The following is a 14633-nucleotide window of genomic DNA, read 5'->3' on the forward strand; positions in this document are numbered from 1 at the left end:
CGCCGACCGCCTCCCATCCACTCCACTCCGCGCCCCGCCGGGCGCCCAGACCGAACGGAGCCCGACATGCGACCCCCCGCTCCACGCACCCCCGCCGACCCCGGCGCCGACCCCGTCCTGGTGCTCGGAGCGGGACCGGTCGGCCAGACGGCCGCCCTGCTGCTCGCCCGGCGCGGCGTCCCCGTCCAGCTCCTGGACGGACGCCCCGAGCGGGACGCCGTGGGCTCCAAGGCCATCTGCCAGCAGCGCGACGTCCTCGACGTCTGGGACTGGCTGGGCGCGGGCGGCCTCGTGGAGGAGGGTGTCACCTGGGACACGGCCCGTACCTTCTACCGCGAGAACGAGCTGTTCAGCGTCCACCTCGCCGACCCGGGGGCCTCGCCCCTGCCCCCGTTCGTCAACATCTCCCAGTCCCGCACCGAGGAGGTCCTGGACGAGCGCCTGGCCGCGGCGGGGGTGCGGACCCGGTGGAACCACCGGGTCACCGGCATCGCCCAGGACGCGCGCGGCGTCACCGTCGAGTGCGACACCCCCGGGGGGCCCGTCCTGCTGCGCGGCTCCCACGCGCTCTCCTGCCTGGGCGCCCACGGCGGCGTGGTCCGCGACGCGCTCGGGCTGTCCTTCGACGGGACCACCTTCGAGGACCGCTTCCTCATCTGCGACATCCGCGCCGACCTCCCCGGGTGGGAGCGCGAACGCCGCTTCTACTTCGACCCCGCATGGAACCCGGGCCGACAGGTCCTCATCCATCCCTGCCCGGACTCGGTGTACCGCATCGACTGGCAGGTCCCGGCCGACTTCGACCTGGAGGCGGAGGAGTCGGACGGGCGCCTGGACGCGCGCATCCGCCAGATCGTCGGGGACACGCCCTACGAGATCGTCTGGCACTCGGTGTACCGGTTCCACACCCGCGTCGTCGAGCGCATGCGCGAGGGACGCGTCCTGCTCCTCGGCGACAACGCCCACCTGGTCGCGCCCTTCGGCGCCCGCGGGCTCAACTCCGGGGTCCAGGACGCCGAGAACGCCGCCTGGAAGCTCGCCTACGTCCTCGCCGGATGGGCGGGGGAGGACCTCCTGGAGAGCTACCACGCCGAACGCCACGCCGCGGCGCGGGAGAACGCCGAGGTCACCGGTGCGACCATGCGCTTCCTCGTCCCCCACGGGGACGAGGAGCACAGCACCCGCGTCGGCGTGCTCGAACGGGCCCTCACGGACGACTCCGCCCGGGCCCTGGTCGACTCCGGCCGCCTCGCCGAACCCTTCTGGTACACGGAGTCGTCCCTGACCACCCCCTGCCCCGAACGCCCCTTCGGCGGACGGCCGCCGAGGGGCGCGACCCCCTCCCCGTGCCCCGGTGTGATCCTTCCCGACGCCCCGGTCACCGTTCCCGGCGCGGCGGAGCGGATCCGGCCGCTGCTGCGCGAGGGGCTCACCCTCCTCCTGGGCGCCGCCCCCGCCGGCCTCGACCCGGCCTCCTTCCTGGACGGCGCGCGCAGCGCCGCGCAGGAGGCGACCCGGGCCCCCGTCACCGCCCTCTACCTCGACGGGATCGACACCACGGGCGCGCTCGCCGCCGCGCTGGAGCCCGAACCCGGACAGGTGTGGCTGGTGCGCCCCGACGCCCATGTCGCCGCCGTCGTCCCCGGAGCGGACCACGGCGCCGTCCGCACCGCCGTCCGCACCTGCCTCGGCCTCGCCGCGGCGGAGGCCCCCGCGTCCCCCGCGGCGACCGCCCGCCCCGAGCGGTCGGCCCCGACCGCCTGACCCTCCGCCGGCCCCGGTTCCGTGCCCGCCCCCGGGCGGGCCGGGCCGCCGTCCGCACCGGACCAGGAACCCGAACCACGACAGCCCAGCACGGGTACGACCACGGTCGGCCCGGACCAGCCCACGGTGAGGAGAGAACCGCCATGGCCCACTACCGACGGATCGGCGAGGTGCCCCGCACCCGCCACACCCAGCACCGCAACCCCGAAGGCGGGCTGTACTACGAGGAGCTGATGGGGGAGGAGGGGTTCTCCTCCGACTCCTCGCTCCTCTACCACCGCGCCATCCCCTCGGCCATCGTCGCCGCGGCCGAATGGGAGGTGCCCGCCCAGACCCGCACCCGCAACGCGCCGATGGTCCCGCGCCACCTCCGCCTACACGACCTGTTCACCGGCGAGGACTGGAAGGCCGCCGACGTCGTCGAGTCGCGCCGCCTCGTCCTGGGCAACGACGACGTGCGCATCTCCTACGTGGTCGCGGGCGCCCCCTCCGAGCTGTACCGCAACGGCATCGGCGACGAGTGCGTGTACGTGGAGTCCGGCAGCGCCCGGGTGGAGACCGTGTTCGGCCTCCTGGAGGTCGGTCAGGGCGACTACGTCATCCTGCCGCGCGCGACCACCCACCGCTGGGTGCCCACCGGCGAGGAGCCGCTCCGCGCGTACGTGGTGGAGGCCAACAGCCACATCGCCCCGCCCAAGCGCTACCTGTCCAGGTACGGCCAGCTCCTGGAGCACTCCCCCTACTGCGAACGCGACCTGCGCGGCCCCTCCGAGCCGCTGCTGGCCGAGGGCGAGGACGTCGACGTACTCATCAAGCACCGGGGCAACGGCCCCGGCGGGATCTCCGGCACCCGGTACACCTACCCCCAGCACCCGTTCGACGTCGTCGGCTGGGACGGCTGCCTGTACCCGTACGCCTTCAACATCGCCGACTTCCAGCCCATCACCGGCCGCGTCCACCAGCCGCCGCCCGTCCACCAGGTGTTCGAGGGCCACAACTTCGTCATCTGCAACTTCGTCCCCCGCAAGGTGGACTACCACCCCGGCGCCATCCCGGTGCCCTACTACCACTCGAACGTGGACTCCGACGAGGTCATGTTCTACTGCGGCGGCGACTACGAGGCCCGCAAGGGCTCCGGTATCGGCCAGGGCTCCGTCTCCCTGCACCCCGGCGGCCACTCCCACGGGCCGCAGCCCGGCGCCTACGAGCGCAGCATCGGCGCCGAGTCCTTCGACGAGCTCGCCGTCATGGTGGACACCTTCCGCCCGCTCGACCTCGGGGAGGGCGGCGTCGCGAGCGACGACGGCGGATACGCGTGGACCTGGGCCGGGGGAAGGGGGGACCGGTCGTGAGCGGCGCCCTCTACCGGAAGCTGTTCGACGACGCGGCCCTGTTCCCGCCGGGCAACGCGCCGATGGGCGAGGCACTGCCCGCCCACCGGGCCCACCTGGCGGGCCCCCGGGCCGGGTACGTGGGCCCCTTCCTGGTCGCCGACGCGCGCGTGGCCGAGCTGCGCGCCGTCCTGGGCAGGGAGCCGGAGGACGACGGCCGCGCCCCCCTGGCGGTGGCCGTCACCGTCCCCGGCGGCGCGGGCGCGGTGGGGGCGGCCGTCGACGCGGTCCTCGCCGACCCGGCCCTGCGCCTGGCCGGTGTCGAGGTCGCGGCGGCGCCCGGCGGCGCCCGGGAGGCGGCCGGGGCGCTGGACTCCCACCTGCCGGGGGGCGCCGAGGGCTTCGTGGAGGTCTCCCGCGGGGCAGGCGTGCGCGAGGACCTGGAGGCACTGGCCGGCAGCGGCCACAGCACCAAGTTCCGCACCGGAGGACTCACCCCGGAGGCACACCCCGGCGAGGACGAGCTCGCGGAGCTCCTGCACGCGGCCGTCGCACTGGGCCTGCCGTTCAAGTGCACCGCCGGGCTCCACCACGCGGTCCGCCACACGACCCGGGAGGGGTTCGAGCAGCACGGGTTCCTCAACGTGCTCCTCGCGACCGGCGCCCTCCTCGACGGCGGTGGTTCCGGCGACGCAGCCCGGATCCTGGCCGAACGGGACGGCACGACCGTGGCCGGCCTCGCCGCCGGGCTCACCGACGGCGGGGCGGAGGAGGTGCGGGGACGCTTCCGGTCCTTCGGCACGTGCAGCGTCACCGAGCCGCTGGAGGACCTGGTCGTCCTCGGAGCCCTGCCCGCACCCCGTCCCCGGCGGGCCCTGCACCACTGACCGGCTCCGGGGCGGCTCCCCGGCCGGACCGCCCCGGACCCCGGACCACCGAACGCCCACTCCCAGAAAGCACCTCTCATGCCCGACAGCTGGCTCGACCTCGACCCGGACGCGCACTTCGGCCCGGCCACCCTGCCCTACGGGGTGTTCAGCACCGCCTCCGACCCCGGGCGGCGCGTGGGCGTGGCCATCGGGGAACACGTCCTGGACCTCGGCGGCACGGCCCGCGCACTGGGCGCCCCGTTCGCGGACACCGTCGCCGGGCCCGGCCTGGACGCCCTGCTGGCGGCCGGACGCCCCGTGTGGGACCAGGTGCGGACCGCCCTCACTGCGTGGCTGACCGACCCCGTCCACGCCGACGCCGTCCGCCCGCACCTGGTGGACCGGTCGTCGGTGCGCCTGCACCTGCCGTTCACCGTGGCCGACTACGTGGACTTCTACGCCTCGGAGCACCACGCCACCAACGTCGGCCGGATCTTCCGCCCCGACCAGGAGCCCCTCACCCCGAACTGGAAGCACCTCCCGATCGGCTACCACGGCCGCTCGGGGACCATCGTGGTGTCGGGCACCGACATCGTGCGCCCCACCGGCCAGCGCAAACCGCCGACCGAGCCGGCACCGGTGTTCGGGCCGTCCGTGCGCCTGGACATCGAGGCCGAGGTCGGGTTCGTCGTGGGCACGCCCAGCCCGATGGGCGAGAGCGTGCCGGTGGACTCCTTCGCCGACCACGTGTTCGGGGTCTTCCTGCTCAACGACTGGTCCTCCCGGGACCTCCAGGCCTGGGAGTACGTGCCGCTGGGCCCGTTCCTGGGCAAGTCCTTCGCCACCTCCGTCTCCCCCTGGGTCGTGCCCGTCGCCGCCCTGGAGGCAGCCCGGGTCGAGCAGCCCGCCCAGGACCCCGAGCCGCTGCCCTACCTGCGGGGCACACGGCCCTGGGGTCTGGACCTGCGCCTGGAGGTACGGCTCAACGGTCACGTGGTGTCGAACCCGCCCTTCGACCAGATGTACTGGACCGCCGCGCAGCAGCTCGCCCACATGACCGTCAACGGGGCCTCCCTGCGCACCGGGGACGTCTTCGCCTCCGGAACAGTCAGCGGCCCGGAGCCGGACCAGCGCGGCTCCCTCCTGGAGCTGACCTGGAGCGGCAAGGAGCCGCTGCGCCTGCCCGACGGCACCGAGCGCGCCTTCCTGGAGGACGGCGACGAGGTGGTCATCACCGCGACCGCGCCGGGGCCGGGCGGGACGGTGGTGCACTTCGGCGAGGTGGCAGGCCGGATCCTCCCCGCCAGGTAGGCGGGAGCCGCGGCCGCGCCGACCAGGGGTCGGCGCGGCCGTTCGCGTGGGCCGCCCCGTGCCTGTCGTCCCTACCAGGGGGATGACGAGTCGGGAAAACCCCATCGCAGGGACGACCCCTCCCCGAGGAGATCCGCTCCGATCACCCGGGTCCGGGAGAAGGCCCTGACGGTGAGGCCGCGCGCTCCGGCGAGGGGCCGAATGTCCAGGGAGCCTGGGCACGGGAGGCTCAGGGTGTGCAATCCGGGGATGTCCCGGACCCAGGACGGAGCCACAGCGGGTGAGTCGCGGAAGTTCAGGGAGAGGAACTTCAGGCGGGGGATCTTGCTGATCCACCTCTGGTTCTCCGTCGCGGTCCGCACATCCAGGCGCAGGTGCGTGAGGTTCTCGAAGCGGACCAGATCGCTCAGATCCAGGTCCTGCGCGTTCTCCTGTGCGCGGTAGACGAACTGCGTGAGTGACTCTTTCTGGCTCTCCAGACCGTCGAGGCTCTGGAAGCCGGAGCAGTCCCTGACACCGACCTTCGTGAGCGTCCCCGGCGCGCCGGCCAGGTAGGACAGATCGCCCAACCTCATGTTCGCGCAGGAGAACGATGTCACACCGGGCGGGCTGATCTCGCTGAGCGGAAGGGCGGGCAGGGCGAGCCCGAACTCCAGATGGGTCAATGACTCGGAGTCGCGCAGCAGCTCCAGGTCGCGGGTGCGGTCGGGATGGCTGAGCGAGAGCCCTGCGAGGGGCGTCCGGGCCAGGGGGGCGACCGACCGGGCGGAGGTGACGCCGTCCATGCCGAGGCTTCTCAGCGCGGGGAGTTCCCGGAGTGGCGCGAGGTCGATGCCGTGCCATTCGTGGTGGTCCCGACCGCGCAGTTCCACGCTGGTCGTATGGGGGAGCCGGACGATACCGCCGATCCCGTCCCCGGTACGTCCCTGGATGCAGACCCGGGCGCGTTCGGGGAGATGGCGGACGAGGAGATCGATATCGTCCGCCGGGACGGGAATGTAGTAGTTCTCTCGACGAGCTCCGGCCTGTGACAGGAACACGTCCGCCAGCTCCTTGGTCTGGTTTTCCCACCATGCCCTCAGCGCGGCGACGAAGACCCGTTCCGAGCCGAAGTCGAGCGCCCTCCCGATGACCGGCACGGTATCCGGCCCGCCGATGGCCGAGGCAGCTTCGATCACCTTCTCCGCCTGCCGGGCGTTGGCGGGCGGGATCTCCCGGAGGAGGGGCAGGGCGAACTCGCCGAGCAGTGACAGGGCGTGCACATGGGCGTGCGTGCGCGGCGGCAGGATCCCCCTGACCCTTTCCCGGATCTCCTCGCCCAGGACCCTCGACAGCTGCGGCGACGTCTCCAGGCAGGCGAACGCCACGATCAGCAGCCGGTCCCGGTGGGCGCGGACCCGGTCGGAGCGGTCGAGGAGCCCCCGGATCAGCTCCTCCCGCTGGGCGGGGGTGGCGTGGCCGGCCGCCATCACCACCACCTCGTGCCACTGGTCGTCGTGGGCGTTGCGCACCAGCAGCGGGAAGCTGTCCTCCTCCACCAGCGCCTTGGCGGCCAGGTACTCCTCGAACGTGCGGTGCAGGAAGCTCACCCGGTCGGCGGTGGGTGTGTGCAGCAGGCCGCTGCGCACCACCAGGTGGGTGTAGACCTCCTCCGGCGCCTGCTCGACGCGGTGCATCGAGGCGAGCGACCGGGCCACCTGGCGCCGCGCGGTCTCGACGGGTGCGTCGGAGCTGCCGTTGACGACCAGCCACCGGGCGAGTTCCTGGAGCAGCAGGACCAGTTCCCGGCGGGACAGGTCCACGCCCTCGATGCCGCGCTGCTGGTCGCGGTCCTTGAGGAGCATGGCGAGCGCGGCCTCGTACACCTCCATCCGGTCCCGGGGCAGCACCGTGCGCCTGTCCCGGTACAGGGCGCACAGGAGGGCGCAGAGCAAGGGGGTGGACGCGATGGCGCGAAGGTGCCGCTGCCCCGTGACCTTCCGGCCGAGTTCGTGCTCGTGGCGGGTGAGCAGTGCGCGCTCGTCCGCGTCGGCGGTCCCGCTGCGTACCGCCTCGTGCCAGTGGTGGACGAACGCCCGTACGTCCCCGTCCCCGAGCGGCTGGAGGTCGGCGCCGGCGAAGCCCTCGGCGTCCAGCCACCGCGCCCCGGCTGCCCCGGGCCGTGCCGTGACCACGTACCGGCACGACGGGAAGTCCGTCAGGAGGTCCCGCAGCCAGCGCCGCGCGGACTCCCGCTGCCCTCGCGGGAGCTCGTCCACCCCGTCCACCAGGACCACGGCCCGCCCCTCGGCCAGCAGACCGGTGACCCATCCCGGGGGGACCCGGTCGGCGAGGTGCCGTCCCGTGTGGCGGACGAACTCCGCGGGCTCGGGCAGATCGCGCCCGACGTACTCGCGCAGGGGCACGAGGAAGGGCACGAGCCCGTTCCAGGAAGCCATCTCCTCCGGGAAGTCGCCCCTGCTCGCCCTGACCCCGACCCAGCGCAGGAGCGTGGTCTTGCCCGATCCCGCCGGGCCGCGCAGGAACGTGCGCGGATGGGCGGCCAGGACCTGTTCGACGCTGCTGTCCCCCGTCTCGTACCGGTCACCGGGCTGTGGATGCCCCGGCTCCCGTGACACGCGCAGGCTCAGGTACGCCAGGGACAGCGGGTAGCTGCGGGTGCCGACGTCGGCGCCGAACAGCTCGAGCACGTCCCAGCGCTGTGCCGCCTTGCGCAGGTAGGCGGTGGTGAACGCCGTCCCGGGGTCCTCGGTCCGCCCCTCGGCCCGCCCGGGAAGGCGGTCCAGGACCTCCTCCAGGTGCTCGAGGACCAGGGACTCGCGGCGCAGCAGCTCGGTGAAGGCCCCCGCCTGGAAGCGCGGCAGGGCGGAGGCGGTGGCCAGGGCGTACGCGCAGGCTTCGGGGAGCACCCGGTCGTACAGGGCGACGGCCGGGCCGCCCAGGTCGCGGGTGGCGCCGGGGCTGCGCTCCCGGACGTACCGCTCCAGGTGGAGCGGGTCCAGGTCCTGCTCGAACAGGGTGCGGTCGGTGAGCCCCGCGCGCTCGAACGCGTCGGCCACGGCGAGCACCGCCGCCTCGCGTTCGTTGTCGTCCAGCCCGTGGAACTCGTGCTCGAGCTGTCCGACCACGCGGTCGGCGATGCTCTCCTCGATCTCGGCGAACCGGCGCTCCAGCCTGCGCCGGTCCCGTTTGCCTGCGACCTTGGCCTGGACGAGGTCGACCACGGTCGTGGCGGCGCTCTGCGCCAGGGGGTTGCCGAGCCAGAGGCCGCAGGCGGCCTTGACCACGGCCGCACCGAGTTTGAGGGCTGCGTCGTACACGGGGCTCCCGGGGCGGAAGGGGGTGGGTGCGCCAGAGCCTACGGCGAAGAGGCCGTCCAGGGGGCGCGCAGACGCGACCGGAAGCGGCCAGGTGCGGTCCCGCGGCCGTGCCCGGCGGCGTGCGGAGGCTGCGCCCGCCGTGACCGCGGGCGGGCCCCGGGGGCGCTTTGCCCGGGCGCAGCTCCGTCGGGTTCACTGGCGGCATGGTGCATTCCGAACATCCCGGGCAGACCCCCGACATCGTGCTCTTCGACCTCTTCGGCGTCATCGCGTGCCACCAGTCCGAGGAGGGCAGGGACCGGTTGGTGAGAGTCGCGGACGCGCCGGCGCCCGCCTTCTGGAAGGCGTACTGGGACCTGCGCCCCGACTACGACCGGGGCGATGTGGACGGCCCCGGCTACTGGGACAGGATGGGCCGGGCCCTGGGCGCCCGCTTCGACGACCGCCGGGTCGCGGACCTGGTGGAGGCCGACATCGCCAGCTGGAGCGCCGTCGACGCCGCCATGGTCTCGCTGGTCGCGGAGCTGGCGGACGCGGGGCGGACCGTCGCCCTGCTCTCCAACATCCCGGAGGAGCTGGCCGCCCACTACGAGGCCGAGCATCCCTGGTTCGACCGCTTCCGGGTCCGTGGCCTCTCCTGCCGCATCGGCCACGCCAAGCCCGAGGAGGGTGCCTACCTCTGGTGCCGGGACGCGCTGGGAGCGGACGCGGAGCGCATCCTCTTCGTGGACGACCGGGAGGACAACATCCGCGCGGCGGAGGGGGTCGGCATGCGCGGCCACGTCTTCACATCCCGCGACCTGCTCGCGGAGGTCCTGGCCGCGTAGCGCCCGTACGAGGACGGGCCGGCCGGCTCCAGCCGGCCGGCCCGTCGGAGGGGCTGGGGTCCTACCGCGCCCGGGCGGGGATGGCGTCCAGGTCGTCGTCCCGGGTCTCGCGGCTGATCAGCAGGGCCACGAGGGTGATCACACTGACGAGCACCAGGTAGCCGCCGACCCACGCCAGACCGAAGGTGCCCGCGAGCCAGGTCGCGATGTAGGGGGCGAACGAGGCCCCGAGCAGGCCCGCCAGGTTGTACGCGACCGAGGCGCCGGTGTAGCGGACGTTGGTCGGGAACAGCTCCGGCAGGACCGCTGCCATGGGGCCGAAGGTCAGGCCCATCAGGGACAGGCCGATGATCAGGAAGGCCATGACCCCGACCGTGCCCCCGCCGGCCATCATCGGCCCCATCGCGACGCCGAAGGCGATGATCGCGACGGTGACCGCGATCAGGGTGGGCTTGCGGCCGAACCGGTCCGCGAGGAGGCCCGAGACCGGGGTGAACAGGGCGAAGAACACCACGCCGATCATCAGGAAGACCAGGAACTGTGAGCGCTCGTAGCCCAGGCCGTCCACGGGGTCGGTGCCGAAGCCCAGCGAGAACACGGTCATCAGGTAGAACAGCACGTAGGTCGCGACCATGATCAGGGTCCCCAGGACGACCGCGCGCCAGCTGGTGCGGAACACCTCGACCATGGGGGTCTTGACCCGCTCCCCGGAGGCGACGACCTTGGCGAACGCGGGGGTCTCGTGCAGGGTCAGCCGGACCCAGAGGCCGACGACGATCAGCAGGGTCGAGAGCAGGAACGGCACCCGCCAGCCCCAGGCCAGGAACGTTTCGTCGCTCATGGTCTGGGTCAGGGCCAGGAACACGCCGTTGGCGAGGAAGAACCCGATCGGGGCGCCCAGCTGCGGGAACGTGCCGTAGAAGCCGCGCTTCCCGGCGGGGGCGTTCTCGGTCGCCAGCAGCGCCGCGCCGCCCCATTCGCCGCCCAGGCCGAGGCCCTGGCCGAACCGGCAGACCGCCAGCAGGACGGGGGCGAGGACGCCCACCTGCGCGTAGGTCGGCAGCACGCCGATGCCGACGGTCGCGATGCCCATGGTGAGCAGGGAGGCCACCAGCGTGGCCTTGCGGCCGATCCGGTCGCCGAAGTGCCCGAACACCCAGGAGCCGATGGGGCGGGCGACGAACGCGATCGCGAAGGTGGCGAGCGACTGGAGCCGCGCCGCCAGCATGTCGCCCTCGGGGAAGAACAGCAGCGGGAAGACCAGGACCGCGGCGGTGGCGTAGATGTAGAAGTCGTAGAACTCGATGGACGTGCCCACGAGGCTGGCCGTGAGGACCTTGCGCCTGGGGTTGGTCGGTGGCTCTGCCACATCCGGTGAGCGTGGGGCGACGTCCGTCATGGGACTTCTTTCCAGGTCAGTGCTGTGATGATGGCTGGATGCTAGCCCCGGTGGACACTATGTGAAACATTTGTCTCGCTATATGGACGCCTGGGGTGCTCGTGTCCGTCTGGTGTCCCCCGGGCGGAACGCGGGGAAGCCGTTCGTTCCAGGCGTTCCCGTCCCTGGGCGTGAGACCCGTCACGCGGGGCGGGTGCGGCCCCGGGACGCGCGCGGCGGGCCGGGGAGCGCCGGGGGCACGGTGCCGGGTCGGGGCGCTCCCGCGGCCCCGGCCCCTTCCCGCGGACGCCCCGGGCGGAGGGGCCGGACTCATCTCCGGGGCACGGTCCCCGTCGTCACCACCCGGGTGCAGTTCGCACGGAACCGTTTGACAAGCTCGCCGTTGGGGCGGTCGCTGCGCTCCACCCAGTCCCGGGCCGCCTCCTCGCTCGCCCCGCCCGACACCTGCCGCCGGTGCAGCCTGCGCTCCCGCAGCCCGTCGTCGGCCTCCACGTACCAGAGCCCGGCGAACAGGCCCCGCAGCCCCGCCCAGGGCTCGTCGTCGCTCGCGAGGTAGTTGCCCTCGGTCACGACCAGCCGCGTGTGCGGATCGATCACGTGCCGCGCCGCCACCGGCTCGTGCAGGGTCCGGTCGTAGTCGGGGACGTAGACGGGGTGGTCCGCCTCGGTCAGCAGGCGGCGTACGAGCGCCGCGTACCCGTGCGCGTCGAAGGTGTCCGGCGCGCCCTTGCGGTCGAGCCTGCCCAGCCGGTCGAGCTGGGCGTTGGACAGGTGGAAGCCGTCCATGGGCAGGTAGCCGGCGGCCCCGGGCCCCAGCACCCGGCAGACCTCGGCCACCAGGTGGCGGGCGAGGGTCGACTTCCCCGCGGCGGGAGGGCCGGTCAGGCCGAGCACGGCCCTGCGGGCCCCGCTCCCGGCGGCCTCCCGGGCCAGGGCGAGGGCGTCGGGGACAAGCGGTTCGGGCATGGGTCCGAGCTTATGCGCCGGGGGCTCCCCGCGTCCTCCCCCCGGGCCCGCCGGAGGGCGGTCACGGCCCGGTCGGTCCGCCCTCGGCGCGCAGGCCCGACAGGCAGACCTCGACCACGGTGCCGGCGAGCCCGTCCAGCCGTACGCCGGGGTCCATCAGCCACTGGACGAGGCAGCCCTCGATCGCTCCGACCACCACGGTGGCCTCGGGTTCGCCGACACCGGGGCGCAGGTCGCCCTCGTCGGCCGCGCGGCGGAGGAGGTCGGCGACCGCGCCCCGGTACTCGCGGTAGACCGAGGCCATGTCGAGGGGGGCGGCGGCCCCGCCGTGGCGGCCGGCCGCCCACAGGTCGACCATCACGCGCGTGAGGTCGGGTTCGTCGGCGAGCACGGCCACGGCCGCCCGCACGAGTGAGGCGAGCCGTTCGACCGCCGGGGCCCCCTGCGCGGAGGCGTGTGCCAGCACGTCCGCGGAGCGCTCGGCCAACCGCGCGAACGCGGCGGCCAGCAGTTCGTCGCGGCTGCCGAAGGAGAGGTAGACACTGCCCTTGGCGATACCGGCCTCGGCGGCGACGTCCTCGATCCTCGTGGCGGCGAACCCCCGGCGCGCGAACACGCGTACGGCGGCCGAGAGGATCTCCTCACGCCTCGCCTCCCGGTCGACCCTCTTCGGTGCCATGGACTCCCCTCTCCGCCGCTCCCCGTGCCGCTCCGGGGAGCATATGGCCCAGGAGGAGTTTGACGAGCATGACCGGGGCCAGCCAGGACAGGGGGTCGGGCACCGGCAGGAGCAGCAGGGCGGCGGCGGAGCCGGTCGCCGTGGCGCAGAACGCGACGGGCGGGCGCAGGGGGAGCGGGGCCAGGCCCACGGCCGCCGCGCTCCCCAGGGCGAGCAGGTACAGGGCGGTGGCGGTCCACCAGTCGAAGCCGGGCACGAACAGGGCCAGGGCGAAGGGCTGGACGTGGAGGGCCACGAACCCCAGATGGTGGCGGAGGGTGCGGCCCGGCGCGTGGTAGCGCCGTTCGGCCGCCGCCGTCGAGGTGGCCGCGGCGCCGCCGAAGAAGTCGAGGGCGACGACCCCGGTGACCGCGGTCGCCGCGGCCGGCAGGCCCGCGGCCAGACAGGCCCCGACGGCGAGTGCGGTGCCCGCCGCGGCGGAGACCAGGGTGGCCGCGGTCTCGCCGGGGGAGGGGTCGGGGCCGACCAGGACCGTGGCGAGTCCGCGCAGGGTGTGCGCGAGGGGACCGGTGCGCGGTGCGGGCGGGCCCGTGCGCGGTCCGCGCGCGGCGGCGGGACCGGAGGCCGGTGGGCGGGTGTGGTTCACGGTGGCGCCGCTCCTTAAATGACTGACTGGTCAGTCATAATAAGGGACGGAACAGGGGCGGGAAAAGGGGTCGGCGCCGGAGAAGTTCCGGTGCCGACCCCTCAACGGTCGTGCGGGGCCGCCGCGGCCCGCGCGGCGGGTCTCAGGGCGCGTGGCCCACGTAGGCCAGCGCCTGGCGCAGCAGCACCCCCTGGCCGCCCGTCATCTCCTCGCGCAGCTGCGGGCTGGCCGCCTCCTCCGGGGTGAACCACACCAGGTCCAGCGCGTCCTGGCGGGGCTGGCAGTCGCCCGAGACGGGGACGATGTAGGCCAGCGCCACCGCGTGCTGGCGGGCGTCGTGGAACGGGGTGACGCCCGGGGTGGGGAAGTACTCGGCGACCGTGAACGGCTGCGGGGAGCCGGGGATGCGCGGCAGGGCCACCGGGCCCAGGTCCTTCTCCAGGTGACGGAGCAGGGCGTCGCGCACCCGCTCGTGGTAGAGCACGCGGCCCGAGACCACCGAGCGCTGGAAACTGCCGTCCGGGGTGGCGCGCAGGAGCAGGCCGATGTGGGTCACCTGCCCCGCCTCGTCCACCCGGACGGGTACCGCCTGGACGTAGAGGACGGGCATCCGGCCCCGGACGCTCTCCAGTTCCTCGGGGGCGAGCCAGCCGGGCTGTGTGTCGGCGGTTTCGGTCATCGGGTGCGCGGTGGGTGCCCCCGGTCTGACGGCCGGACGCGGTCACCGCTCCCTCCCTTCGTCTTGCTGTCCCTGAGGTCGGCCCGGGGGTCCGGCCCGGAGGCGCGGACACCTGCGGGTGTCACATGTACTGCTTCTACCGCATTCACGACCGTAAAGCACGGCGCGGCCGGGGGTTCGGGAGTGTCCGAGAGAGATGAGGAGGGGTCCGGAGCCGCGGACCCGCAGCCGTGTGTCCCGGCATCCCCGGACAGGGTGACACCAACCTGACCGGGTGGCCATATCAGCGAGATTTCGCGGGTTTTTCTCACGGAAAGCCTCCCAGGGGTTCTCTGTAGAGGCTACGATCTCGTACGCGGTTGCGTAGTGGAAAGGTTACGTCCGGTGAGAGGTGGCCCGAGTGGTGATGGATGCCCGGTTCTCTGCCCAGGAGCGTTTCCGCTGTACAGGTGTGACGGTCGTGCCCGTCCACGGCGAGGTGGACCTCGCCACCGCCGACCGCATGCGCGATCGGCTGCTCCAGGCCGCGCACGCCTCACGGTGCGACTGCCTGGTCGTGGACATGTCGGGGCTCGACTTCTTCGACGCGAGCGGGGTGAGCGCCCTCGTGTCGGTCTTCAGGACCCTCACCGCTGAGGGGCGCCACGTGGTGCTCGCCGAACCCGCGCCCATCGCCGCGCGCGTGCTCGACGCACTCGGCATGGGGCGCCTGTTCGAGATCTACCCGATCCTGGAGATGGCACTGACCCACACCAGCGGACTGCGGGTCAACGGCGACCCGATCGGCGACACGGTCCCCGGCGGACCGTGAGCCGACGCCGGCCCCGGGCCCCCGCACCAGG

The 14633-nt window shown here is 73.6% G+C and carries 12 protein-coding genes; 6 read left to right on the forward strand and 6 right to left on the reverse strand.

Annotated features, from left to right (window positions below; all coding sequences use genetic code 11):
• Nucleotides 1–66: 66 nt before the first annotated feature.
• The 4 genes from ACWGL3_RS14270 (at nt 67) to fahA (ending at nt 5275) form a co-directional block, all read left to right on the forward strand.
• Nucleotides 67–1764 carry an FAD-dependent monooxygenase gene (locus ACWGL3_RS14270; protein WP_352985284.1) on the forward strand — a complete coding sequence of 566 codons (1698 nt, stop codon included), beginning with the start codon at nt 67–69 and terminating at the stop codon, nt 1762–1764.
• Between the two features lie 143 nt (nt 1765–1907).
• Complete coding sequence (locus ACWGL3_RS14275) at nt 1908–3116, forward strand: homogentisate 1,2-dioxygenase (RefSeq protein ID WP_267944567.1); 1209 nt, start codon at nt 1908–1910, stop codon at nt 3114–3116.
• Entirely contained in the window at nt 3113–3982 is an 870-nt protein-coding gene (locus ACWGL3_RS14280) for a hypothetical protein (protein WP_267944566.1), read from the forward strand. Before ACWGL3_RS14275 ends, ACWGL3_RS14280 begins: the two co-directional genes overlap by 4 nt.
• Before the next feature lie 78 nt (nt 3983–4060).
• Nucleotides 4061–5275 (forward strand): fumarylacetoacetase, encoded by a 1215-nt coding sequence (fahA, locus tag ACWGL3_RS14285; protein WP_267944565.1) that lies wholly within the window; start codon nt 4061–4063, stop codon nt 5273–5275.
• Nucleotides 5276–5346: 71 nt separating this feature from the next.
• Here fahA and ACWGL3_RS14290 read toward each other — a convergent pair whose 3' ends face one another.
• Nucleotides 5347–8595 (reverse strand): NACHT domain-containing protein, encoded by a 3249-nt coding sequence (locus ACWGL3_RS14290; protein WP_452461371.1) that lies wholly within the window; start codon nt 8593–8595, stop codon nt 5347–5349.
• 203 nt (nt 8596–8798) lie between these two features.
• On the opposite strand from ACWGL3_RS14290, the gene ACWGL3_RS14295 reads away from it, so the two are divergent.
• A complete protein-coding gene (locus ACWGL3_RS14295; RefSeq protein ID WP_267944563.1) occupies nt 8799–9422 on the forward strand; it encodes an HAD-IA family hydrolase in 624 nt (207 codons plus the stop codon).
• A gap of 61 nt (nt 9423–9483) precedes the next feature.
• On the opposite strand, the gene ACWGL3_RS14300 is transcribed toward ACWGL3_RS14295, so the two are convergent.
• The 5 genes from ACWGL3_RS14300 to ACWGL3_RS14320 form a co-directional block, all read right to left on the reverse strand.
• Nucleotides 9484–10821 carry an MFS transporter gene (locus ACWGL3_RS14300; RefSeq protein WP_267944562.1) on the reverse strand — a complete coding sequence of 446 codons (1338 nt, stop codon included), beginning with the start codon at nt 10819–10821 and terminating at the stop codon, nt 9484–9486.
• Between the two features lie 309 nt (nt 10822–11130).
• Nucleotides 11131–11787, reverse strand: coding sequence for a nucleoside/nucleotide kinase family protein (locus tag ACWGL3_RS14305; protein WP_267944561.1), 657 nt, complete (start codon nt 11785–11787; stop codon nt 11131–11133).
• 61 nt (nt 11788–11848) lie between these two features.
• On the reverse strand, nt 11849–12466 hold the full coding sequence (locus ACWGL3_RS14310) for a TetR/AcrR family transcriptional regulator (RefSeq protein WP_267944560.1): 618 nt from the start codon (nt 12464–12466) through the stop codon (nt 11849–11851).
• Entirely contained in the window at nt 12429–13112 is a 684-nt protein-coding gene (locus ACWGL3_RS14315; protein WP_452461372.1) for a hypothetical protein, read from the reverse strand. Before ACWGL3_RS14315 ends, ACWGL3_RS14310 begins: the two co-directional genes overlap by 38 nt.
• Nucleotides 13113–13254: 142 nt before the next feature.
• Complete coding sequence (locus ACWGL3_RS14320; RefSeq protein ID WP_267944558.1) at nt 13255–13791, reverse strand: NUDIX hydrolase family protein; 537 nt, start codon at nt 13789–13791, stop codon at nt 13255–13257.
• Between the two features lie 451 nt (nt 13792–14242).
• On the opposite strand from ACWGL3_RS14320, the gene ACWGL3_RS14325 reads away from it, so the two are divergent.
• A complete protein-coding gene (locus ACWGL3_RS14325) occupies nt 14243–14602 on the forward strand; it encodes an STAS domain-containing protein (RefSeq protein WP_267944557.1) in 360 nt (119 codons plus the stop codon).
• Nucleotides 14603–14633 lie beyond the last annotated feature (31 nt).

This window comes from Nocardiopsis sp. NPDC055824 (genome assembly GCF_053616335.1).

Coding starts and splice junctions, on each gene's coding strand:
- ACWGL3_RS14320 (WP_267944558.1), bottom strand. CDS start 13,791: ATGACCGAAACCGCCGACACACAGCCCGGCTGGCTCGCCCCCGAGGAA.
- fahA (WP_267944565.1), top strand. CDS start 4,061: ATGCCCGACAGCTGGCTCGACCTCGACCCGGACGCGCACTTCGGCCCG.
- ACWGL3_RS14305 (WP_267944561.1), bottom strand. CDS start 11,787: ATGCCCGAACCGCTTGTCCCCGACGCCCTCGCCCTGGCCCGGGAGGCC.
- ACWGL3_RS14270 (WP_352985284.1), top strand. CDS start 67: ATGCGACCCCCCGCTCCACGCACCCCCGCCGACCCCGGCGCCGACCCC.
- ACWGL3_RS14310 (WP_267944560.1), bottom strand. CDS start 12,466: ATGGCACCGAAGAGGGTCGACCGGGAGGCGAGGCGTGAGGAGATCCTC.
- ACWGL3_RS14300 (WP_267944562.1), bottom strand. CDS start 10,821: ATGACGGACGTCGCCCCACGCTCACCGGATGTGGCAGAGCCACCGACC.
- ACWGL3_RS14295 (WP_267944563.1), top strand. CDS start 8,799: ATGGTGCATTCCGAACATCCCGGGCAGACCCCCGACATCGTGCTCTTC.
- ACWGL3_RS14275 (WP_267944567.1), top strand. CDS start 1,908: ATGGCCCACTACCGACGGATCGGCGAGGTGCCCCGCACCCGCCACACC.